The organism is Mesorhizobium sp. WSM4820 (assembly GCF_055811075.1).
On the sequence record NZ_JBVVQN010000007.1, the window covers coordinates 99940 to 121246 of the forward strand.

General features: G+C 58.5%; 19 protein-coding genes. 15 read left to right on the forward strand and 4 right to left on the reverse strand.

Translation table 11 applies throughout. The features are described from left to right. Positions 1 to 220: 220 nt before the first annotated feature. On the forward strand, positions 221 to 469 hold the full coding sequence (locus AC0L2R_RS13580) for a plasmid stabilization protein (protein ID WP_473509489.1): 249 nt from the start codon (positions 221 to 223) through the stop codon (positions 467 to 469). Positions 470 to 681: 212 nt separating this feature from the next. Here the strand turns inward: AC0L2R_RS13580 and AC0L2R_RS13585 are convergent, their stop codons facing one another. Beyond that, on the reverse strand, positions 682 to 924 hold the full coding sequence (locus AC0L2R_RS13585; protein WP_473509491.1) for a hypothetical protein: 243 nt from the start codon (positions 922 to 924) through the stop codon (positions 682 to 684). A gap of 524 nt (positions 925 to 1448) precedes the next feature. Here AC0L2R_RS13585 and AC0L2R_RS13590 point away from each other — a divergent pair. Continuing rightward, a complete protein-coding gene (locus AC0L2R_RS13590; protein ID WP_473509493.1) occupies positions 1449 to 2075 on the forward strand; it encodes a transglutaminase-like cysteine peptidase in 627 nt (208 codons plus the stop codon). Between the two features lie 302 nt (positions 2076 to 2377). Continuing rightward, positions 2378 to 3115, forward strand: a complete 738-nt coding sequence (locus AC0L2R_RS13595; RefSeq protein ID WP_023799626.1) for a TylF/MycF/NovP-related O-methyltransferase — start codon at positions 2378 to 2380, stop codon at positions 3113 to 3115. A gap of 135 nt (positions 3116 to 3250) precedes the next feature. Here AC0L2R_RS13595 and AC0L2R_RS13600 read toward each other — a convergent pair whose 3' ends face one another. Both AC0L2R_RS13600 and AC0L2R_RS13605 read right to left on the reverse strand, forming a co-directional pair. Next, positions 3251 to 3652: a class I SAM-dependent methyltransferase gene (locus AC0L2R_RS13600; protein WP_473509495.1), complete on the reverse strand. Its 402-nt coding sequence runs from the start codon at positions 3650 to 3652 to the stop codon at positions 3251 to 3253. Positions 3653 to 3824: 172 nt separating this feature from the next. After that, positions 3825 to 4757: a GSCFA domain-containing protein gene (locus AC0L2R_RS13605; RefSeq protein WP_473509497.1), complete on the reverse strand. Its 933-nt coding sequence runs from the start codon at positions 4755 to 4757 to the stop codon at positions 3825 to 3827. A gap of 405 nt (positions 4758 to 5162) precedes the next feature. On the opposite strand from AC0L2R_RS13605, the gene AC0L2R_RS13610 reads away from it, so the two are divergent. The 8 genes from AC0L2R_RS13610 (at position 5163) to AC0L2R_RS13645 (ending at position 14802) form a co-directional block, all read left to right on the forward strand. Further along, a complete protein-coding gene (locus AC0L2R_RS13610) occupies positions 5163 to 5810 on the forward strand; it encodes an FkbM family methyltransferase (protein WP_473475395.1) in 648 nt (215 codons plus the stop codon). Positions 5811 to 5971: 161 nt separating this feature from the next. Beyond that, the gene (locus AC0L2R_RS13615) at positions 5972 to 6952 is read left to right on the forward strand and encodes a glycosyltransferase family 2 protein (RefSeq protein ID WP_473509499.1); all 981 of its coding nucleotides are present in this window, start codon (positions 5972 to 5974) and stop codon (positions 6950 to 6952) included. 305 nt (positions 6953 to 7257) lie between these two features. Continuing rightward, positions 7258 to 9063 carry an ABC transporter ATP-binding protein gene (locus AC0L2R_RS13620; protein ID WP_473509501.1) on the forward strand — a complete coding sequence of 602 codons (1806 nt, stop codon included), beginning with the start codon at positions 7258 to 7260 and terminating at the stop codon, positions 9061 to 9063. A 6-nt stretch (positions 9064 to 9069) separates the two neighbouring features. Continuing rightward, positions 9070 to 10248, forward strand: coding sequence for a hypothetical protein (locus AC0L2R_RS13625; protein WP_473509503.1), 1179 nt, complete (start codon positions 9070 to 9072; stop codon positions 10246 to 10248). A gap of 8 nt (positions 10249 to 10256) precedes the next feature. Then, entirely contained in the window at positions 10257 to 11441 is a 1185-nt protein-coding gene (locus AC0L2R_RS13630) for a glycosyltransferase family 9 protein (protein WP_473509505.1), read from the forward strand. Further along, a complete protein-coding gene (locus AC0L2R_RS13635) occupies positions 11431 to 12603 on the forward strand; it encodes a glycosyltransferase family 9 protein (RefSeq protein ID WP_473509506.1) in 1173 nt (390 codons plus the stop codon). Before AC0L2R_RS13630 ends, AC0L2R_RS13635 begins: the two co-directional genes overlap by 11 nt. Before the next feature lie 154 nt (positions 12604 to 12757). Further along, entirely contained in the window at positions 12758 to 13831 is a 1074-nt protein-coding gene (locus AC0L2R_RS13640) for a hypothetical protein (RefSeq protein ID WP_156942598.1), read from the forward strand. A 284-nt stretch (positions 13832 to 14115) separates the two neighbouring features. Then, entirely contained in the window at positions 14116 to 14802 is a 687-nt protein-coding gene (locus tag AC0L2R_RS13645) for a sulfotransferase family protein (RefSeq protein ID WP_473509508.1), read from the forward strand. A gap of 21 nt (positions 14803 to 14823) precedes the next feature. On the opposite strand, the gene AC0L2R_RS13650 is transcribed toward AC0L2R_RS13645, so the two are convergent. Then, entirely contained in the window at positions 14824 to 15741 is a 918-nt protein-coding gene (locus AC0L2R_RS13650; protein ID WP_287258369.1) for a sulfotransferase family protein, read from the reverse strand. A 174-nt stretch (positions 15742 to 15915) separates the two neighbouring features. On the opposite strand from AC0L2R_RS13650, the gene AC0L2R_RS13655 reads away from it, so the two are divergent. The 4 genes from AC0L2R_RS13655 (at position 15916) to AC0L2R_RS13670 (ending at position 20982) form a co-directional block, all read left to right on the forward strand. Further along, positions 15916 to 17085: a glycosyltransferase family 4 protein gene (locus AC0L2R_RS13655; RefSeq protein WP_473509510.1), complete on the forward strand. Its 1170-nt coding sequence runs from the start codon at positions 15916 to 15918 to the stop codon at positions 17083 to 17085. 107 nt (positions 17086 to 17192) lie between these two features. Beyond that, a complete protein-coding gene (locus tag AC0L2R_RS13660) occupies positions 17193 to 18008 on the forward strand; it encodes a glycosyltransferase family 2 protein (protein WP_287341683.1) in 816 nt (271 codons plus the stop codon). 78 nt (positions 18009 to 18086) lie between these two features. Beyond that, positions 18087 to 18818 carry a glycosyltransferase gene (locus AC0L2R_RS13665; RefSeq protein ID WP_091589996.1) on the forward strand — a complete coding sequence of 244 codons (732 nt, stop codon included), beginning with the start codon at positions 18087 to 18089 and terminating at the stop codon, positions 18816 to 18818. Between the two features lie 1444 nt (positions 18819 to 20262). Further along, positions 20263 to 20982, forward strand: a complete 720-nt coding sequence (locus tag AC0L2R_RS13670; RefSeq protein WP_473509511.1) for a Crp/Fnr family transcriptional regulator — start codon at positions 20263 to 20265, stop codon at positions 20980 to 20982. The last annotated feature ends 325 nt before the right edge of the window (positions 20983 to 21307 follow it).

The following is a 21307-nucleotide window of genomic DNA, read 5'->3' on the forward strand; positions in this document are numbered from 1 at the left end:
CCGAAAAAAAACCATGCGGTCGGATTGGAAACGAACACCAGTTGCGGCCGGTTGTCTATACATCTTGCGCTATTGCGGGGGGTGCCACCAAACGGCGCGGCGCCGGTTTGCGGCGATCGCTTGAACGACGGCATCCCGGATGGCCCCCCATCAGAACGCCATCAACTGGCGTCTCGCTAGCAAAGCCATTAAGCTCTATCAACGGCAAAGGGAGTCCCATATGGTCGAAGCGCGGCTTTCCGTGCGCAGCGCAAAGGCGCGTGATCTTGCGCACCGGCTGGCTCGGCGCGAGAACCGCTCGATCGCCGACGTGGTTGAGCGCGCGCTAGAATCCTATGAGGTCCGGCACGCCGGTCGTGAGCCGGCGTCGACGTTCTACGCGCGTATCGCTAGCGCTTATGGCGTCGAAATCGACCTTGAAGCGACGATCAGGGGCGCTCGGCAGGTTGATTCGGGACCTGAGCTTTGATCTTCCCCTGCTGCCAGGGTCATTTCCGAGACGCTGAAGAAGTCGCCCGAGCCTGCCTTGTCGCATGGTTGTTCGCCATGGCGCCTCGACACGCTCGCCTGAGACATTGAATTCACCCTATCGGCGCGATTTTCCCGGGCGCCCTTGTCCAACCACCCCCGCTGAATGCGGGGTGATTGGACAATTTTGCATGGGAGGAAAAGTTCAGCGCATCAACGGCCGCCCGCCCATGGCGCACGACCCCTAAGGACCTTGCCGGGCTGTGGCTGTTCTTCTTGCGGAGCGACCACCGGTTGAGGCAAGGAAGCCGTGTGACTGGTATCCAAGGTCATTCCGCTGTTGTCGACGCCAGTAGCGAAGCCGCGGGTCGGGTCGCGGTCCGGGTTTTGATTGGCAGCGAGCGAGACTCCTGTCGACAGGCCGAGGAGGGCGATAGCAGTTACAAGTTTGTTCATCGTACTGTCCTTTCATAATGAGCAGACCCGCCGACGGCGGCTCGCGCGGAATTGACTCCTGCTTTGCGAAATCCCGTCGGCTCTCTGTCTCGCCATCATGACGAGGCTTCCTGCTCACGGATGAAACTACGCTGGGCCTGTCGCAGAGGTTTGCCCGAGTGCTATCGAAGTGTATCCGAATGTATGAGAATCCATGCGAGGTCCCGCAGCTCTTGGACTTCGACAAATTTGGCTACAATTTTTTTGGCCGCCTGTCGGCGTTTGCGCGGCCAGATACCTGTCGGGCGCCGTCATCAGGTCCAGGTAAGCGGAGCTGCCGAAGAACGCCGATGACGTAAAAGCGGGACAATTCCCCTGATCGGGTGAACGCATAATTTGCTGATCGGGCGACCGCGCGGCGCCCACCATCAGGTGGTTCGCGACCGTCGCTTTAAAATGTGCGGCGGCTGTGTTGATGCGCTTATGAAAAGATGGTAACGCGGTATTAAAGATTGTTTCGGGTTGTTACCTCTGGGGCGGGGCGAATGGGATTGGTGGTACCGCGGGCATGGCTGTGTGCCGGCCTACTGATAGGCTTGATGATGTCCGCGACGCCGATGGAGAAGGCTTCGGCCGACGTCGTGCCTGGCGCCATGGCCACCGGGCAGCCAACCTCCATCCCTGTCGGCTACATCGAATTCTGCAGACGGCGGGCCGCGGAGTGCGCGATACGATCAGGCAGGAGCGCTCCAGTCCTTCTGTCGGCGGGCATGGAAGGCAAGCTCGCCTCCGTCAACAAGCTGGTGAACAGATCGATCAGGCCCGCGAGCGATTTGGACGTTCACGGCATGATGGAATTCTGGTCCTATCCTGACCACGCGCTCGGCGACTGCGAGGATTATGTCCTGCTCAAGCGCCAGTTGCTCAGGCAGCAGGGCATATCGCTGTCGAACCTTCTGATCACCGTCGTCAGGAAGCAGGACGGCGAGGGGCACGCGGTGCTGACCGTCAAGACCGACAAAGGCGACTATGTGCTCGACAACCTCAACGACGATGTGAAGCCTTGGTCGCTAACTGGATATCGATTTATAAAAAGGCAGTCGTCTACGCATACCGGGCGCTGGGTCGCGATAATCGAACACCCCGATGTTCTGGTCGGGGCAGTCGACTGAACCTCCCGAATTAGCGATCGACAATGCCTGGCGCTGGCGCTCATGCCGGAGAACGGCCAGGGAAGCCCGGCTGCGCGCCTGTTTCCGCACCGGCCCAGGCACATGACCCGTGATCTTGAGTCGCACTGCATGGGAGTTCCATTCCAGGCATAGGCTTATTACGAGCACCGGAAAGCGCTTCCTTGCGGCGCTCGATAAGCTAATGTCCCTCAGCCGGAACTCGATTTCATTCCGCGCCTGATGCCGGTAGAGCTTACTCTTCTGCCCGTGTTATGGACATGTCGAATGCTGGAGGATACAGGATGAAATTGAGAGACGCGGCACTTGCTGTCATTTCGAAAAAACGCAGAGGCGTGGCCTGGTATAAGGTCTCTCAGAAGAAGGCCGACAAATACGGCTTCTATGTTTATTCCAGTCATATGGTCTGGAAAGACCAGCCGTTTTTCCGAAAGGCGCTGCAGCGGGTCAAAAACATCCGTGGGATTCCAGATCCCCGGGCTTTCGTCCTGCAAAGCTGCTTGCGATCGATCGAGCGTATCGACGGCGATGTGGCCGAATGCGGCGTAAGGCAAGGCCGGTCGACGATATTCATGCTGATGAGCGATCTTCGGCCACGGCACTACCACCTTTTTGACTCGTTCGCTGGCCTCTCGGAACCGACCGCAGAGGACCGCAAGCCAAACGGCCGAACGCCATGGAAGTCCGGCGATCTCAGCACCGACGAGAAGGTAGCCAGAGAGAATATTTCCGACTTCAGCAACACCACTTTTCATGTCGGATGGATACCGGAAACTCTTTCCAACGTATCTGACCGGCGTTTCGCCCTGGTCCATATTGACGTCGATCTTTACGAGCCGACACGTGACGCGCTCGCCTTCTTCTACGATCGGGTCTGCGCGAATGGCATGATCATATGTGACGACTACGGCTCTGCGCTCTGTCCTGGAGCCCGAAAGGCCTTTGATCAATTTTTCGAAAACCGCCCGGAAGGTGTCATCGAACTTCCAACGGGGCAGGCGATTGTCGTAAAGGCAAGCTAGTGCGCGGCATTCTAGTGGCGATGAAAAGCCTGAACCGTGCAACCGCGCGGCGACTGGTGGCGATGAGATATGCTGAATCCAGCGCCCTCGATTAAAGACTGAAGACGAATATCTTTTTCTTTTGGAACCGCGCCACTACGGTCTGTGCGCGGTTGACGATGTCGGCAAAGATGCGATCAGCCTTATCCTGGCCCAATCCCTGCGGACATGCTGGTAAACAGCGAGGAGCAGAACGACATCATAGCTGTCCCTGAGAACGGATGGAAGCTTTCGGCTCCCCAAGTTCATGGCATCAAATCGGCTTTCGACGCCAGATCCCAGAAAGATCGAGCGAGCCACGCCGATATGCGGTTTCAGGATATCGATGCCGTGGATGTAAGCCGGCCTATGCTTGGCGATTTCATAAGCGACGATGCCCATATTGCAGCCGACGTCGAGGATCGTCTTGCCGGCGTAGTCTACCCCGCACGAAAACAGCCCGTCGAGTCGATCCTCCCACGTTCCTGCGAATTTCTTGCGGGTGTTCCAAAACGGCATGAATTAGCCTCTCATGGCTGGATAGGTCGGCGGCGCTATATCGGTCAAGAGCGCGCTGCGCTAGTCTAGTTTCCGTCCACAAACGTCTAGCGCTGAATGGCTGCGGCTACTCTCCATCGACACGAAGAGACGATGTCACGGCGGCAGGCACGGGGTGTCCGTACGATGACGCCTACGACGGAGCAAAGTACGCGTTGAAGAACTGTTCAACGATGTCGTCGACGACTGATCTCTTTACGTGCCGTAAGTCCTCTTCGTAGCTACGAGTGAGGCCTCCATAGGTGACAAGCTCGAATGAGGGAAGGTAATGGACATTGTCCCGTTCCCGGCAGACTTGACCAAGCACAGCCCGAAGAACGGATTTGCCTTCAGTGTTCGCCGTGACGACATCCGCGTCTTGAAACGTCCGAGCCAATGCAACCGGTGAGACTGTGAGAACTATCGGTGCATCGGGTTTGTGTTGACGGACCATGTCCACGGTAGCCATCACGTTGGCATAATTCTCCTGAAAGCTGCTGACGTGAAGCGTCGTTTCCTGCATTCCGCCTCCGCCACGATAAAGCGGTTTCTGTGCTGCTACCTTGCCACTGGCCCTGTTGATGAAGACCTCAGTCATTCCGAAGGTAAATATGAATGCCGTGGCCGAATCGAAGCCAGCCCGCATCTCCCTGTTCATGCTCTCGATCACCTCTTTGAGAACTTCCGGAGATTTGGCGAGGATGAGACGGCGGTAGGGGTCCTGAAAGCAGATCGGACCCCAAGGCGCAGGTTTTTTGATCTGCCACCAGTCGTCATTGGCTTGATCCCACAAGCCGAGCATTTGCTCAATCTGAAGGCGAACAGTGAAGGTGTTATAGAAGTTCATATGCTCTCGCCCGGGCAGCTCATCTACAATGGCTTGCGCTGGGTCGAAACTGATATTTCTGTAAGACGGAACGCAGGCGACCTGCTTGCTTGTTAACGCAAGACGAATTTCCTCCGCAAAGCAACTTCCCATCGTGAAGAATATATCGTTTCGAGTGAATACTGCGTTTTTACGGATTGTAATGACGCCTGAACTGGAAAAATCGCCATACTTGTTATTCAGTTTGTCCGCAGCCGCCAAATGGATAGGTTGAATGTACCCTAGTCGCTTGCGGAGCCGAAGATACTTTCGTCGAACTCGCTCTAGCAATGTCACATCGCTCCATGATCGTCATACTTGGCCGCTGACAGCAATGCCCGACATTTAGCCCGCTTCCCCGCTGGCCGCAATCCGGCCGGCACGCCGCCAAAGCCGTCGTGCGGAAGCCCATTATCGTCGCAAACGCTCGCTTCAAAGCCAACCGAAAATAGGCCCCAAGCCCCGATCATTAAAGCGACTGCTCTAAGACACGCCAAGAATCGCGGCGACGCTGTTGCAGAGCAGCACCAAAATTGGCATAGAACGTCTCCCTCTCGTCTGGATTTTGCGCATAGAGGATTTTGGTGCCGACGTTCAGTGGAGTCGACAGGATCTTTTTGTGTGACTATGAACGTTAAATTGCTAAAATATCACGCTTACAGCCGTTGGTTCGGGCGTCCCTCATGGAATGCTTCGTATCTGTTCGGACGGGCCTGCCGGCGGCTGAAGCCAGGCGATATTGTCATAGATGCCGGCGCGAATCTGGGTGAGATCACCTCGGCCTTGGCTAAGACGGGCTCGACGGTTCATGCCTTCGAGCCAGACCCCTACACCTTCGAACGGCTGCGCAAGAACGTTGGAGCGTTCAAAAATGTCCATCTCTATCAGCAGGCGCTTGCCGACCAATCCGGGACTGCGAAGCTCTACCGGTCACGTAAATTCAGTTCTGACCCAGACTTTTGGTCGCAATCCTCTTCCTTGTATGCCGACAAATCTAACATCTCGAAAGACGACTACACTGAGGTTGAGCAGTTAAGCATAGTTGATTTCGTTAGAGGGCTTGGATCTCCAGTGCGGATACTGAAGATTGATGTAGAGGGCGCGGAAGTGCCAATGCTCGAATCGATATTATCCTGCGGATTGATGAACAAGATCGATATGATCTTTGCTGAAACCCACGAGAAAAAAATCCCACAGCTTGCAGAACGTACGCGCGCGCTCCGCGAAGCAATCAAACGAGATTGGGCCAATAAAATCAACTTGGACTGGCACTAGTAATCTCCACTGGATGTTGACGAGTTGGATCGCGCCTTCATAGCACCTTTGCCATCACCTATAACAAGTCGAGTGATGAGCGACGTTCGAAAAAAACATGGCGATCCGAACATGGCCGCTGCGACCTTGTGCGGACAGCCCCTTGAAATTCGTGAGCTCAAATGAAGAAAAGAAGCCAGTTTCATATTTTCCGTAGATCGATTGCCGACACAATTCAGTATAGATTTCGCAATGCGCTGAGGAAAGACGATTTAGAAGCGCGTGGAAATCTATCGCCAGTTTCTCAAAAAGAAATCTTGCTTGTGGCAGTCGTCAGGAACGAATACCCTGAGATAATTCCATTCCTTGATCACTATCGATCGATCGGCGTTTCCAGATTTGCCATTGTCGATGACCGTTCTGAGGACGGGACACGGGAATTTCTGTTGAGCCAACCAGATGTGGACGTATTCATCTCACGAAAGACCTATGGAGAAGCAGGGCGCGGAACTTTCTGGCGACAGGATATAATCCGCAGATACGGGTTCAACCGGTGGTACGTGATCGTGGATGCGGATGAATACCTGGTTTATGATGGCATGGATCGCCACGATCTGCATGACCTTGCCGGTTGGATCCGAAAAAGAGGCATGAAGCACTTGCTGGCGCCGATGATCGACATGTATCCAGCAGGAGACTTAAGGGACTTTCCGTTTGACCCAAAACGCACTCCTTGGGAGATAGCCGATCATTTCGATGCTTCGGGATACGACTACACAACGAGCCCGCAAAATATCAAAATCCGAGGTGGCCCGAGAAGTCGGGTGTTTGGTACGCACACCCTAACGAAATATCCGTTCGTATACGGGGATCGATTGACGATCTTAAATTCAATTCACGCTCCGCTACCCTATTGGCGTAACCACGTGGAGAGTTATGGCGCTCTTCTTCATTTTAAGTTTTTCTCTAATTTCACGACGAAGGCTCAGGTCGCCGCCGATGAAGGCCAATATTGGAACGGTGCTTCAAAATACAAGGAATACCTTTCCGCCACTATCGACAAGCCGGACTTCAATGTGATGAGCGATATTTCGCAAAGCTATTCGGGTATTCAGGATATAATCGGTGCGGGCCTGACCCAAGCTATTTCTTGGAATGATTAGATCGATAACCCGGTCCTTGGCTGCTCACCAATTCTCGCGGTTGGGAGCCCGATTTTGCCGGAGGCTCTATTCCAAAGCCCAGGCGATCATTCCTCTTGGACCCGGAGAGTTGTGTATGCTCCCATGGTCGCCGATCCCGTCAACGCGGGCTGGCATCCGGATTCGGCATTGACTGCACGTCCGAACAAAGTCACAGACAAGCGATCCGACATAGATTTATAGCAGATGTGCGAGCGGTGTCGCGAAAGTCGCATGGATCGGCAAAGGCCAACTGACACCGACGACACATCGCAGCAGGAAACCGAATGAGCGCAAAGAGACGAATTTCAGCGGCCTTGGCGTACCCGCTGGTCAAGCGCCTGATCCTCGAGAACCTGCCGCCGCACATAAAGCTGTATCTCGCCGGTTTGCTGTGCACGATTGCCGGTGCGGCGGCGACCTCCGGATTTGCCTGGATCATGCGCGACATGATCAACAGCGTCTATATCGACAGGAACGCCGCCGCCGTTTGGGGTATCAGCGCGGCAATCATTGGACTTTCCGCTGTCAAGGGCATCGCGGCATACGGTCAAACCATTACGACCGGAAACGTCCGCAGGGCCATCGTGTCGGACCTCCAACACCGGCAGTTTTCCCGGGTGATGCGCCTCGACATTGGCCATTTCGTCAATCAGCATCCCGCCAAATTCATTTCCAAGATAATGTTCAATGCGCGCGCCGGTGCGTCCGTCATCATCACGCTGACGAGCAACACGGCCTCCGACGTTTTGACCCTGGTCGGACTGGCAAGCGTCATGGTCGTACAGGATCCGACCATGTCGCTTGTATCGGCGGCTGCTTTGCCGGTGATCTTCCTCTCGGTGAGCACGATCACGCGAAAGATCAAGTCGCTGGCAAGGGGCGAGACAGAGCTGGCGGCACAGGTTCAGTCGATCGGCACGGAAGCCATAGACGGCATTCGCACCATCAAATCGTTCCAGCTCGAGGACAAGGCGATCGCCAGCTTCGCTAAGGCTGTCCGCAAGATGGAAAGGCGCGGCGTCCAGATCAACCGGACATCGGCGTTGATGAGTCCATTGATGGAGACAGGCGGTGGCTTCATCATCGGCCTTTTCCTCATTTATGCCAGTTGGCAGACCCTCGGCAACGGCAAGACCCCGGGCGAATTCATGGCCTTCATAACCGCCTTTCTGCTTGCCTATGAGCCCGCCAAGCGGCTCGCCCGGGTCAATGTCGACATTCAGAAGCAAATGGTTGCCGTCGAGCAGATGTATGATTTGATCGACACGCCCGAACAGCGACAACTCGCAACCGCAGGCGAGCACCTCACCGGCGCCGAGGGCGGTATCCGTTTTGAAGATGTGGCTTTCTCCTATGGCGGCAACAGCCCGGCGCTGCACGGTGTTTCCTTCGAGGTCCGACCTCGTGAGAAGCTGGCGATCGTTGGCCGCTCCGGCGCTGGCAAGACCACCATCGTCAATCTGATCCTGCGCCTGATGGAGCCGGACAGGGGTAGGATCTTCATCGACGACAAGGACATTGCGAAGATCAGCCTGGCTGACGTTCGCGACAATATCGCACTGGTGTCACAGGATATCTTCCTGTTCGAAGGTTCTATCCGTGACAACATTCGTGACGGACGCCCGAACGCCACGGATCAAGAAATCGATTCCGCGGCGGAACTCGCCCGGGTCACAAGTTTTGCTTCGAACCTTGAAAACGGGCTCGACACCCTGGTAGGGCCGGGCGGTACCAATCTGTCGGGCGGGCAGAAACAACGAGTTGCCATCGCGCGCGCCCTGCTCAAGGATGCGCCCGTGATTGTCTACGATGAAGCAACATCCGCGCTCGACGGCGAAAACGAACGGGCGGTCATGGAGGCTGCGTTCGACGATGCATTTCAGCGTACGGTGATCTGCATTGCGCACAGGCTTTCAACGATCAAGGCGGCCGATCGTATTCTGGTGTTTGACGCTGGCATCCTCGCGGACTCCGGGACTCATGACGAGCTCGCCAGGCGCAGCGAAATCTATCGCTCGATCTTCCATCTGGAGGCGTCCGCTCCGCTCGTCGAAGGCGGCAAAACGCTGCGGCAGAGCGTATTGCGCTGAAGGCCGATGACCAGTTTTTACCACGGTTCCTACATCCGGTATGTGATTAGTGGATTGGGCCTGCAGTTGCGCCGGTACACAAAGGCCGTGCGGACGCTGTTTGCCGGCTCCAGGCCTCGTTCCGTTCTTGAGCAGCAGGCCAAGGTCGACGCGCTGATTGCGCGCCGGGACTGGACAGGGCTTGAAGCAAGTACCAATGAAATGGCCATCATGGCCGATCGTGCCCGCGACCCCGAAATGTTGCAGACGGCGGGCCAGGCGTTCGAACGGCTGGGCAACTTCGCACGGGCGGCCGAGCTTCGGCTTTCCGCTCGCCGGCAACGAAAAGGGAAAGGTGCCAATGAGTGGACTGGAGAAGACCTCGGTTCGGATAGGCTGCTGATCGATCTTGTGGAGGATGACCCTCGCAGTCTTGGCCGGGTTATCCGCCATGCGCGACTGGCCGGCGCCGCCGCTGCATGTGCGCAAAGTGCGACGATTAGGGTCGAGCCGCGCCTCGTATCGCTTGTGCAGCGGACGTTCCCCAACGCGACCGTGGTCCCAGCGCAGCAGAATGTCGTTGGTGACAAATTTGCGACCTTCGAAAATCTCGCCTGGATTTTCGGCCGCGATGCCGAAAGACTAGCCGCCGACTTCGTGCCGCTGCGGGCAGATCCTGAACTCGTCGAGATCTTCCGCAAACGCTATCGCTCGATGACGGACCTGCCACTGGTGGGTCTGTCCTGGGGCAGCAAATCACACACCAAGGACGTCCCTGATTTCCCCGAATGGGCACGGTTCGTCGCCCGGACACAGGCGACGTTCGTTTCCCTCCAATACGGACAGATCAAGCCGGCGCTGCGGCGCCTGCGCAACGGCAATGACGCACGGCTTATCTATGATGACAGTGTCGACCAGATGCTTGATATGGACCGTTTCGCCGCGCAGATCGCCGCGCTCGATGCCGTGGTGACGATCAGCAATACGGCGGCCCATCTGTCCGGAGCACTCGGCGGGCCGACCATTTTCCTGATCGATGACAAGTTTCAAACAGCGTGGCCGGTGACTGGCAATCGAACGCCCTGGTATCCGACCGCCGTCGTCATGCGCAAGGAAGGACGTCCGTGGCCGGTGGTGCTCGACGACGTCGGCCGGCGGCTCTCGTCGATTCTGACGGCGCGTTCGACGCTGTCTAGCGATAGTTGAGGGTCGCTGTGCCGAGCAGACGGTCCATCCTTGAAAAGGCAAAAGCCGCCGACCTGCGCCCGCAAGGTGTTGACGGCAAGCGGCTGCAGAAGGTTCTCGATCGGGCAAAGAAGTTTTTTAAGCGCCCCTCGCGCCATGCTGACGAAAGCGTCAAACGGCATGCGAGCCTGATGGCGCAGAGTGTCGAACGGCGTGACTGGCAGGCGGCCCGGGAACATGCGCTGGCACTCGGCCTGCTCGGTGAGCAGCTTGGCGATCGCGGGCTTGTCAAAAAAGCCGGGCGTGGACTGAGACGCCTCCGCGGCGGCAATCGTGCCTGGCAGTTGATTGCGTCGAGCAAGCAAGTGCCCGGCCGGCCCGAATGGGATGGCAGTGATCTTGCGGGTCGCAGGCTTGCCGTCGAGCGGCGCGAAGGCGATCTCGCAATCTTCCTCCAGTTCGCGTCGCTGCTTGACCCGGTGATCGCGGCCGCCGACCGGTGCACCGTCCTGATCGAGCCGCGACTGGCGCCACTTTATCGCAGAACATATCCCGCGCTCGATGTCAGACCAGAGGCGGAAGCGGCGGCGGCGGTCGACGCCGATGTCTTCGCCTGCTTTGAGACACTGGCGAGGCACTTTTGGCCGGATGAGCCGACAGCGCGTGCGCCCTTCCTTCCGTTGGAGCCGGACCGCCGGCTTGTCGCCGAGTTGCGCGGCGCCTATCTCGATCATGGCCCGGGGCCCCTGATCGGCTTTGCCTGGGGAAGTCTGAACAAAAGCAAGGACCTGCCGGTTCTGGATGACTGGCGGGCGCTGCTCGGCGGTCTGCCGGGCCATTTCGTCAGCATGCAATATGGCGATGTCGGGCCGGCGCTCTCCGAATTCGAGCGGTGGGCGCCGGGACGCATCATCCATGACGCGTCCGTGGACCAATTGTCGGATATGGACCGCTTCGCCGCGCAAATCGCCGCCCTCGACGCGGTGGTGACGATCAGCAATACCGGTGCCAATCTGGCGGGAGCGCTCGGTGTGCCGACCGTCGTCCTGCTCGACGATGGGTTTCGGCTGTCGTGGCCTGCCTTCGGCGAGACCGTCGCCACATATCCAAGCGTTCGACTGGTGCGAAAGGGCGGCCGGGCGTGGGCGTCCGCGATGCGGGAAGCAGGTGGACGGGTTGCGCAAATCATCGGTGGAGTTGGTGATGGAAGCTAGTCAACTGCTTCGCCGGGTTCGCCGCTTTGTCGCGCTCGCAGGCTACAATTACAAGGTCTGGTTCCGTCGTCACCGGCGGCAGCTTTTCCTGCGCTGGCGCGATGGCGACATTGCCGATCAGATGGCGGATTATAGGCGAAGCATCGAGGCGCGCGACTGGTCGGCGGCGCTGCCGAAAGCCCTGGCGCTGGGATCGATCGCGAAGTCGAGGCGCGAGGTCCACCTTCTGGACGAGCTCAGCAAGGCGCTGATGCGCATGGGCGCCTACGGCCCGGCGGCCGAACTCAAGATCGCCCGGCGCCACATCGTCGAGGGCCGCGCCGACGGCGAATGGCTCGGCCAGGATATCTCGGGCCAGGTCCTGCTCGTCGATCTGATGGAGACCGAAAAGCAGGGTCTGGCCACCGCGATCCATCATGCGAGTTCCGTCGGCCGCGCGCTCGCCCGGGCCGCTCGTCTGATCGTCCTGGTCGAGCACCGCTTGGTGCCGCTGTTTCAGCGGACATTTCCCGCCGCCGATGTGCGGGCCGTCGGTCAGGGGACCAAGGCAGCCTATGGCGAGGCCCACCTCTTTGCCGGCGTCCAGCATCTGACCGCCGTGTTCGAGACGGATGAGACCACGATCCGGGAGCATTTCGTCCCGCTGAAGCCGGACCCGGCGCGGGTCGCTGACCTTCGCGCCCGCTATCGCAGGAACGGCCGGCCGTTGGTCGGCGTCGCATGGGGCAGCTCCAATCCCGGCAAGGACCTGCCGCCACTCACGGCATGGCGCGGCCTGCTCGGTCGACAGGACCTGCAGTTCGTTTCGCTGCAATATGGCCGGATCGAGCCCGACCTGAAAATCCTGACCGATGGTGATCCCGCGCGCATCTTGCACGACGTCTTGGTGGATCAACTCATCGACATGGATCTTTTCGCCGCGCAGGTCGCGGCGATGGACGCCGTCGTAACCATCAGCAACACCGGGGCGCATCTGGCCGGCGCACTTGGCATCCCTTCGGTCTTCATCCTTGGTGACGGCTTCAAACGTTCCTGGCCGGTCGAGGGCGACCGCACGCCTTACTATCCTTCCGCCGTGCTGGTCTCGAAGCGGGAACGACCCTGGGCTGCGGTGATGGAAGACGCACAAAACCACATGGGCTCACTCATCAGCACTGTTTGAATCCACCACCCAAGGCATCGCGAGTGTCCCAGGCAGGTTACAACCAGCGGACAGTCAAGCGCCTTCTTGACGGCGAGACCAGTGTAAACTAACCGGCGGGCGGCCGTTCTAAATTTTCACGGGCAAGAGGCGATGCATATCTTTGGGTAGTAGTTTGGGAAACAAGGCGTCTTCTCCTGTCAGCGATGGCTTTGTGCAGCGGCTCCTCGCGGCGTACCGGCTTGTGCATCCAGGAAATCTGTTCAAGCGCGGGCGTATCTACGCTCGCGGCAGGGCAGCGACGAGGACGGTCTACTTCGTCCCACACAACCGCAACAATGTTCGGCTGCTGGCTGACGCGGCAGAAATTCTGGGTGACCGCGGCATCCGCTGCGTGTTCGCGCATCTCGATGGATTGAAACGCGGCGGCGTAGCGCGACCTGAACTCAACGCCCGAGGAATATCGCATATCGGCTTTGCTGACCTCGAGCGGATGATCAGGCCCGGTGACATGCTGGTGACTGGAAGTGACTTTGCGCCGCAATTTTTTAGGCGATTCATCGACTCCATCAACTTCGGCATGGTCCGTGTGGTCGGCCTCATCGGAGGTGCGCGAGAGCTGCGGCCGCATCGATTTGTGAGAGCTGACTACATCCTGTCGATGGGACCAGCGGCGCTGCAGCAAAGGCGACAGCCGACATATGTTGTCGGCTCCCCGGTCATTGAGCGTGCCGCCGCAAGCGCTGGTGCCAGGCACGACGAAGGGCTTTTTGTGCTGGTGAACTTCAAGGGGAATATCGAGGACCCCGCAGATCGCCAGGCGATTGAAGCCGTGGCAGCCGCATGTGCGAAACTCGGCCTTGCCCATGTCGTTAGCGTCCACCCCACGATGTTCGCAAAAGTCGACATGCCGAACAAATCGCCGCTGGATTTCGCACAGCTGCTCCCGGACGCTCTGGCGCTCGTAACGCGCCCAAGCACCACTGTTTACGAAGCAATCGCCTGCGGCATTCCGGTGGTGCTGTTTCCGCCGGTTTCGCCCATGGTCGAGTTCGACAGGCCCATGGGCGCCTTCAAACCAACATTGTCGGAGCATGACCTCGTCGAGGATATCCGCGCTGCGGTCAGGTCAAGACCGACCTATTTTGAGCAAAGCCGGGATTTCCTCAATGCCAATCTGTCGATTGATCCAAAGGTGCCGGCTTCGCAACGGATCGCCGAAGCCTTAATCGATATTTACAATCGCTGATCCTCTCGGAGTAGTGCTTGACGATCTGGGCGTGGCCGAACAGAAAAGCCTGAGGGACATTGCGCAAATCGACCCGACAAATCTCGCAGCAAACGGCTCCTAGCGCGACACTGCGGTGTCTGATATTTCAGGCGCAAGTCACGTGCGAAAGATTGCGCTTTCTGCGCTATGAAGATATGCGGCGGGATACAAATGATGCTTGCCCGGCTCGACTACTGGAAATGGCTCGATGAAGCCTTTCAGCGGCATGGCAGATCTCATGCCGACGACAGGGCAGGTGTGAATTGATCCGATGCAAAGGCTTTGTCTGCGGATGCGGGCATAGCGGCACCACGCTGATAGCGACGATCCTTGCCTCGCATGCCGATGTCTTTTTGCCATTCGAAGAAACCAACGTGTTTTTCAAATGGACCCCACTTGCGCTGTATCGCTACTCGAAGCTGAAACAGGCGGCCATTGGGGCGGGCAAGTCGGTGCTGCTTGAAAAGACACCGCGTCATATCAGGCGTGTCGACCGGATACGACGTCTGGTGCCGGGCGCGAAGTTCGTGATGCCGGTACGCGATGGGCGCGATACCGTTGCTTCGCTGACCAAGCGGCTTGGCGATGCGACCGAGAGCCTGGATCGCTGGATTTCGGACAACACAATGGTGCTTGCCGAGCTCGGCAGCACGGACGTCCTGATTTACCGCTACGAAGATCTTGTCAATGACCCGGAAGCGACCATCGAAAAGATCTGCACCTTCCTGGGATTGTCGTTCGACCAGAGTTTGCTCGACTATCATCGGAACCCGCAACGATGGTTCACACTCGATGCGCAACCCCAACATGCCGCGCTCCGCAACCAGCAGGTCAACAAGCCAATTTATGATGGCCGCGGCCGCTGGAAGACCGAACTGGGTCAAATGGAATTGAAGGAGCTTACCGAGGGACGCGGCAAACCGCTGATGCAGGCGTTCGGGTATGTTTGAGGGTTCCGTCGCGCGGATTGTTCACTCTGGAAGCGCGCGCGGATAGCCAAACTGATCGAAGTCGCGCTCATAGGCGCGGTAGATCGTATCGGCCAGTTCTGGCGTGAAATAGTCGGCAAGCCTGCGGCGCGAGGAGGTGTGCAGAGGTGGCATCGCCGCGCGTCGCATTTCCTCGCTTGCACCGACATGATCGAGAACCCGTTCGAAATCTCGTGCGAAAGTCTCGGTTTTGCCGATGAGGTCGAACACAACGCCTGGAAGGTCGACGATGTCGCTTTGCCTCTGCCAATGCTTGTCGATGCGCCATGTCGAGGTCGTGCAGGCAAAGGCGACGAAATCAGCAAACGACAGGCTCTTGTCAGCACCGACAGGCAGCGACGGATCCGCCCTTTCGCGATGGGCCAGATAGACCTCCACCCTGCCATAGCCAGGCACAAGGGGGCGGTCGCGATATTGGTCGGCCCAGCACGACAACAGCCTTGTATAGGGATTGCGAACGAAGGTGAACCGCAAGGCTTCGGGACTTGTGGCCATGCGATGGAACTGCACGATGCCATGGCGAGGCGCCTGCAAGCTCGACGCTTTTCGGTTGTGCACCTTCCAGTTCTGGTCGCTGCGCCACTCCGACACGGTGTCATTGCCGATCATGGCTGCAAGGTTGCTGCGAATGCGGCTGCTCGCCGCCTTCGGCGTGGCGAGATACAGGATCTTGAGTTGCGGGACGACGTCGATCAGGTCGTCCGGCAGATAAGCGGTTTGCATCGCTCTGCGGTAGAAAGCCAGAGCTTCCGGATGCGCCCAGGCTAGAAACGGCTCCTTGACCAGACCGCGGAGATTTCGCAGCCCCGGTCGCAACGAGCGCTCCAGGCGGCGGACCACGCCGACTTTGCGTTTGCCCGAGACGGTCTTGTCGGCGGGCGAGACATGGCTGGTGGTCATCGGCAAAAACCCTCGCCTTGAAAGCAGTCTACCGTCGTGGCATAGCCGCAACCACGCGGAACTATACGCCAGCGCCCCTATCCAGGACCGGCTTGCCACGCTTAATAGACTGCGAGCAAAGTCCCGCCAAGTTCGAAAGCTTGATCGGGGTGCAAAAGGGCGTAGCGAGGTCGCATGGATTTGTCACGGCATGATCAACGGGATCAAGCTGACCCGAAGAAGCCTATCCTGTTCGTGCGCCAGCGTTACGCGCCCTTTGGCGGAGGCGAGATCATGCTGGAAAACATCATGGCGGCGTTCGCCGCGCGTCAACGGCCGGTGGCCGTGCTGTCAGGCGACTGGCCGCGACACGAAGGCATAGAGTTCATCCAGTGCGCCGGCCGCCGCTTTCCCCGCTCCCTGCGGGCGACGTCCTTTGCTCGAGCCGCCTGCCGCAAGATCGCCGAAATGCCGCCGGCCCTGGTGCAGAGCAACGATCGCCTTCCGTGCTGCGACGTCTTCCGGGCCGGGGAAGGCGTTCATGCCGCCTATCTTGCCGAGCGACGGCGTTTCGAGACGCGGCTTGGCACGGCAGCGATGGCGCTGAGCCCGTTTCACCGCCAGACGCTGCGCCTCGAGCGCGCGACCTATGGCAGCCCACGGCTTAAAGCGGTGATTGCCATTTCGAAAATGGTGGCGCAGGACATTGTCCGTCACTACGACTATCCGGCCGAACGCGTGCACCATATTCCCAACGGCGTCGACCTGGAGCGCTTCAACCCTAAGTTGCGCCAACAGCATCGGGCCGTGGTCCGCTCACGGCTTGGCGTCAACGATGACAGGCCGGTCGTTCTCTTCGTTGGCTCGGGTTTTGCGCGAAAAGGACTTCTTGCCTTGATGAAGTCTGTCGCAATGCTCGATGGTGAGCCGGAGTTATGGGTCATTGGCCACGATTCGCGCGCCGATACGTTCCAGCGGGCCGGTGACAGGCTTGGTCTTAGTGCAAGGCTCCGCATGCTGGGGCCGCAAAAAGATACGCTGCCATGGTACGGCGCCGCCGACATTGCGGTGCTGCCTTCCATCTATGATCCATTCGGCACAGTGGTGATCGAAGCCATGGCCAGCGGATTGCCCGCCGTCGTCAGCACCGGGTGTGGGGCGCGCGAGCTTGTCGATCGCTTCGAGCCGACGCTTGTTTGCGACGCAGCCAGCGTAAACGACCTCGCCGCCGGGCTTGCCCGCGCCTTGCTGCTGTCGTCACGGCCCGAGACTGCGGCCAGGGTCAGGGCGGCAGCCGAACACTACGATTTCAACGTCATGATCAGGAGAATGATAGCGCTGTACGAAAATCTCGACCTGAAATAATTTTCGACATATTTTTTGAATCCGTTAGGATCACCGGAGTGCCAACCGGCCGGGGGACAGTTTCATTTGAACAACAGTCGCAGTTTTGATGCCGGAACCGTCTGACCGTGCCGGCGCTCTCAGTCGTCATAATCAGCCGCAATGAGGAAGCGTGCATTGCACGTTGCCTTCGCTCGGTACTTTTTGCCGACGAAATCGTCGTCCTCGACAATAACAGTACTGATCAGACCAGGGACATCGCCAGCGGGCTCGGGGCCAAGGTGCTGATCACCCTCGATTGGCCGGGTTTCGGCGCGCAAAAAAACCGCGCCCTCGCCGCGGCGACAGGCGATTGGGTCCTTTCGCTCGATGCCGACGAATGGGTCGAGCCGCCGCTGGCCGCGGAAATCAGGGCCGCAATCGCCAACCCGAAAGGCTGTGACGGCTTCGAAATACCAAGACGATCGCGTTTTTGTGGGCGCATTGTCCGCCATGGCGGCTGGTCGCCCGATCTGGTGCTTAGGCTTTTCCGTCGCCAGTCCGGCCGCTTCAGCAACGACACCGTGCATGAGAAGGTGGTGGTGAATGGCAAGGTCTCGCGATTGTCCCATCCCCTGGAGCATGACTCCATCGCCGACCTGGCGGACGCGCATGACAAGATCGGCAGATACGCGCAAGCGTCCGCCGCGCGGATGCTTGCCGAGGGGAAAAAAAGCTCGATCAGCAAGGCGGTTTTGCGCTCGGTCTGGGCTTATATGAACAGCTATGTCTTCAGGCTGGGGTTTCTGGACGGTTCGACCGGTGCGATGGTCGCCGCTTATTCGGCCGGCTACACCTATCAGAAATGGGCGCTTGTCGCGTTGGGTGGCAAGTCGAGGTGCGCCGAGGAAAGCCGGGCCGGGGTGAACGGCAAATCCGCGGGTTTCAGAAATCGCCCTGGCTAATTTCCGCGCCATTGTTGCCGAGTTGTTGCCAGACAGTTAGTGTGTGCCCGTTTTGAAATTGGAGCCAAGGTACTGAATATGACTGATGCGTTTAGGGTATTCGTTGGATGGGACAGCCGTGAGCCGATCGCCTACGACGTGGCGCGGCACTCTTTGCTCAAAAACGCTTCGGTGCCCGTCTCCGTCATTCCAATCAAGCAGGACGAGCTGCGTGCCCGTGAACTGTATTGGAGGGAGAAAGATCCGCTCGCGTCAACAGAGTTCACTTATACGCGGTTTCTCACGCCTTTTCTCGCCGACTATACGGGCTGGGCTTTGTTCTGCGATTGCGACTTCCTGTGGCTCGGTGACGTTGCAGGTCTGCTGGAATACACGAAGTCGAACAAGGCGGTCTATTGTGTCCAGCACGACTACACGCCGAAGGCCACCACCAAGATGGATGGCGTTGTCCAGACATCCTACCCTCGAAAAAACTGGTCCTCGCTGATGCTGTTCAATTGCGCGCATCCTGCGGTTAAATCGCTTACGCCGGAGGTCGTGAACCGCGAAAGCGGCGCCTACCTCCACCGAATGCAGTGGGTCGCCGATGAGGATCTGGGCTCGCTGCCGGTAGAGTGGAACTGGCTTGAAGGTTGGAACGAAAAGCCGGCGCATGGCACACCCAAGGCGGTCCACTATACAAGTGGCGGTCCGTGGTTTGCCGAGTGGCAGAATGTCGACTATGCGGATCTGTGGATAGCCGAACGCGACGAATTCCTGAGCAGTGCCGATCAAGCAGAGGCTGCTCTTTCGCGCTCGGCGAGCCGGTAGCCCAGCCAAAAAGCCCCAGCGGCTGGCGGTGGCGATGCCTAACGCCGCTTGGGGTTCCCGCGCAGACGGCCGGTCTTCGCGCCGTGCTGCGGCACGACCTCGCCGAACACCGGGTTGGGCGCGCTCTTCGCGGGCGCCGGGACGGCCCGTATCGTTTCGACCAGGGTCGGGCGCTGCTTCGCCCCGGCACAAGCGCCCTCTACATCTGCCCGTCCAGCCATTCCCGCAAATCGCGGTCCTGCTTGTTTTCGGCAACGGGCAGCGAGGGCCGCCTCCAGACATACCAGATGGCGGCAAGCACCCCGGCAGACCACGTGCCGGCGAAAACATTCGCAATGAGGTCGATTGGAACCTCCCAAGCCGGCTAGAACATTAGCACGGCATCATTTAGGAGGGCGACACCAATTAGGAGTAGAGCAGAGCGGGTGGAGCCGTAGGAGCCTCACGGCCATCCACCGTCTCAACCAGCTGTCCCTTGCGAGGTCGCGGCCAAGAAGGCGATGAGCAACAGCCATGCGGTCACCTTGAAGACGGCGCGTAGCATTCTTCGTCAATGGCAACGATCGGACGCAACGCTGCTCAACATGTCAAGGCGCCGAGCAATCCAGTGCGGTTGAAGCGGCCGCTCGCAGCGTCAGACATACCCCCTCTTCAGGGTACGTGGCGAGTGGTCTCTTCGCAGTTGCGAGGCAAGCGGGGGGCGAAGCTAACGCGAATGGAGTATACCTCGCGCCTGTGTCGCGGCTGAACCCGGAGACAATTTGGCTCGAAGGAGGGACTGTCAATCGACCTGTTCCGGTCCTGGAACTGCAGCGAAGGTTACTCATCGAGTCGCCGAACCTGTGAACGAACGCTCTTGTCCGTTCAAACCTCGTCACCGCAATGAGGAAATCTCGAACCGGGCCCAGCGCGACCTGCCGGTTTTGTGACGCATCTGGCCTGCGGCGGTTGCACTTGAGTGACCCGGTGTTGCTCGATCTGGCGGAACCCCGAGGTGCAATCTGCGAGTGAAATCAGAACGTTGCATGGATGGGGTAGCGGCACGTTCCGCCCGATTTTGAACGACCGCCGGTTCGCCCCCGACAACGTCAGCGCGACCGCAAGTCAGCAGCAATGCCTGGCATTGCTGTCGGTAGGGCGAGCCAGTCACGCCGAAAGCCGTAAGCGATCCGGAAGGGTGGCGTGTTCGAAAGTTGCACGGTGCCACCAATCGCATCGGACCGCCGGAGGCCATGCCATTCGAATGGATGGTGCAGAAAGTCGGTCGAATTCTATGATGAATTCGGGTCGTACTGCGCTCGACCAGGCGTGATCCTTGCTTTTTTGTGAGAGTGCAGTGCAACATCACCCAATGGTTGTAGCCCGTGCAGGGTACTCAACACGTCAAAGCTGGAGTACGTTTTTGCCCAGGGAGGTATCTAGGGGAGGATTGGCGGGGTTTCGAATGACGTATGCTACAAGCCTTTCATTGAGTGAGAATGAAAACCGTCCGACGTCAGTCGCAGTCAAAAGCGACGATAAGGCGTATATCAAGGCGCTAGGCTTCGTGCCGAAGCGATATGCGGCGGAGACCGCTATCGTCAATCAGGGGGAGGACGGCGATCGCGTCTTCATGATCGAGTCTGGCTGGGGTTGCATTTCTCATGACCTTGCCGGTGGACAGCGACAGATTTTGGACTTTGCCCTGAAGGGCGACATTGTCCTGCCACAGACCTACACGGGCGCTGCTCTTCAGACATTTGTGGCTCAAACCGACCTTGCGGTGCTGGAAGCCTCGGCTAAGACGCTTGCTCTTGGAGCAGCGAAGTCGCCACACATAGCCTCGCTTTTTCTTGAAACGCTCGCGCGCCAGCGAGCGCTTGTTGCCCAACACCTCACCAATATAGGCCGACGCAGCGCCCTGGCGCGTACAGCGCACTTGCTGCTCGAACTGAGAGCGCGCTTGGAGCGCGTCGGCGCTGCCAGCCGCACTGGCTTTGCATGCCCTCTCACCCAGTACGACCTCGCGGACGCGCTCGGCCTGACGCCGGTCCATGTCAATCGAATGCTGCGGGAATTACGGGAACGCGGTTTTTTGGAGTTCCGCCAAGGTCATGTCCGCGTGCTGGATCGGCTGGGCGTAACGAAGTTTGCCGAGTTCGACGACAGGTATATCGATGGTTGACACTTGTTTTGGCGCACGATGCAAACGCGGCGCGACGCGCCTTGAAGCCGCACTGGCTATCGGCGACGACGACTGTCTTTACCGACGGGCTACCCGCGCCTGGCAAACAACGCGCGGTCCAGATCGCGGTCGGTGTGTTCTCTGGCTAACCCCTCCTAGACCAAATTACTACGGCCAAGTGAAGGGGTAAAATTTTTTTACGTTTTGTTAACCTAAATTAGTGAAGGCACAGCTTTTAGGCTATAAACATTAGTGACGGGGTAGTGCTGTCCAAGGTGGGGCTTTGGGAAATCCCGCAGTTATAGTGAAGGCGACGCGAACAGAA

Bases quoted from the DNA above. Each gene is read 5' to 3' on its own strand.
- AC0L2R_RS13620 (WP_473509501.1), top strand. From the start codon at position 7,258: ATGAGCGCAAAGAGACGAATTTCAGCGGCCTTGGCGTACCCGCTGGTC.
- AC0L2R_RS13615 (WP_473509499.1), top strand. From the start codon at position 5,972: ATGAAGAAAAGAAGCCAGTTTCATATTTTCCGTAGATCGATTGCCGAC.
- AC0L2R_RS13595 (WP_023799626.1), top strand. From the start codon at position 2,378: ATGAAATTGAGAGACGCGGCACTTGCTGTCATTTCGAAAAAACGCAGA.
- AC0L2R_RS13590 (WP_473509493.1), top strand. From the start codon at position 1,449: ATGGGATTGGTGGTACCGCGGGCATGGCTGTGTGCCGGCCTACTGATA.
- AC0L2R_RS13625 (WP_473509503.1), top strand. From the start codon at position 9,070: ATGACCAGTTTTTACCACGGTTCCTACATCCGGTATGTGATTAGTGGA.
- AC0L2R_RS13650 (WP_287258369.1), bottom strand. From the start codon at position 15,741: ATGACCACCAGCCATGTCTCGCCCGCCGACAAGACCGTCTCGGGCAAA.
- AC0L2R_RS13655 (WP_473509510.1), top strand. From the start codon at position 15,916: ATGGATTTGTCACGGCATGATCAACGGGATCAAGCTGACCCGAAGAAG.
- AC0L2R_RS13665 (WP_091589996.1), top strand. From the start codon at position 18,087: ATGACTGATGCGTTTAGGGTATTCGTTGGATGGGACAGCCGTGAGCCG.
- AC0L2R_RS13600 (WP_473509495.1), bottom strand. From the start codon at position 3,652: ATGCCGTTTTGGAACACCCGCAAGAAATTCGCAGGAACGTGGGAGGAT.
- AC0L2R_RS13635 (WP_473509506.1), top strand. From the start codon at position 11,431: ATGGAAGCTAGTCAACTGCTTCGCCGGGTTCGCCGCTTTGTCGCGCTC.
- AC0L2R_RS13585 (WP_473509491.1), bottom strand. From the start codon at position 924: ATGAACAAACTTGTAACTGCTATCGCCCTCCTCGGCCTGTCGACAGGA.
- AC0L2R_RS13580 (WP_473509489.1), top strand. From the start codon at position 221: ATGGTCGAAGCGCGGCTTTCCGTGCGCAGCGCAAAGGCGCGTGATCTT.
- AC0L2R_RS13670 (WP_473509511.1), top strand. From the start codon at position 20,263: ATGACGTATGCTACAAGCCTTTCATTGAGTGAGAATGAAAACCGTCCG.
- AC0L2R_RS13610 (WP_473475395.1), top strand. From the start codon at position 5,163: ATGAACGTTAAATTGCTAAAATATCACGCTTACAGCCGTTGGTTCGGG.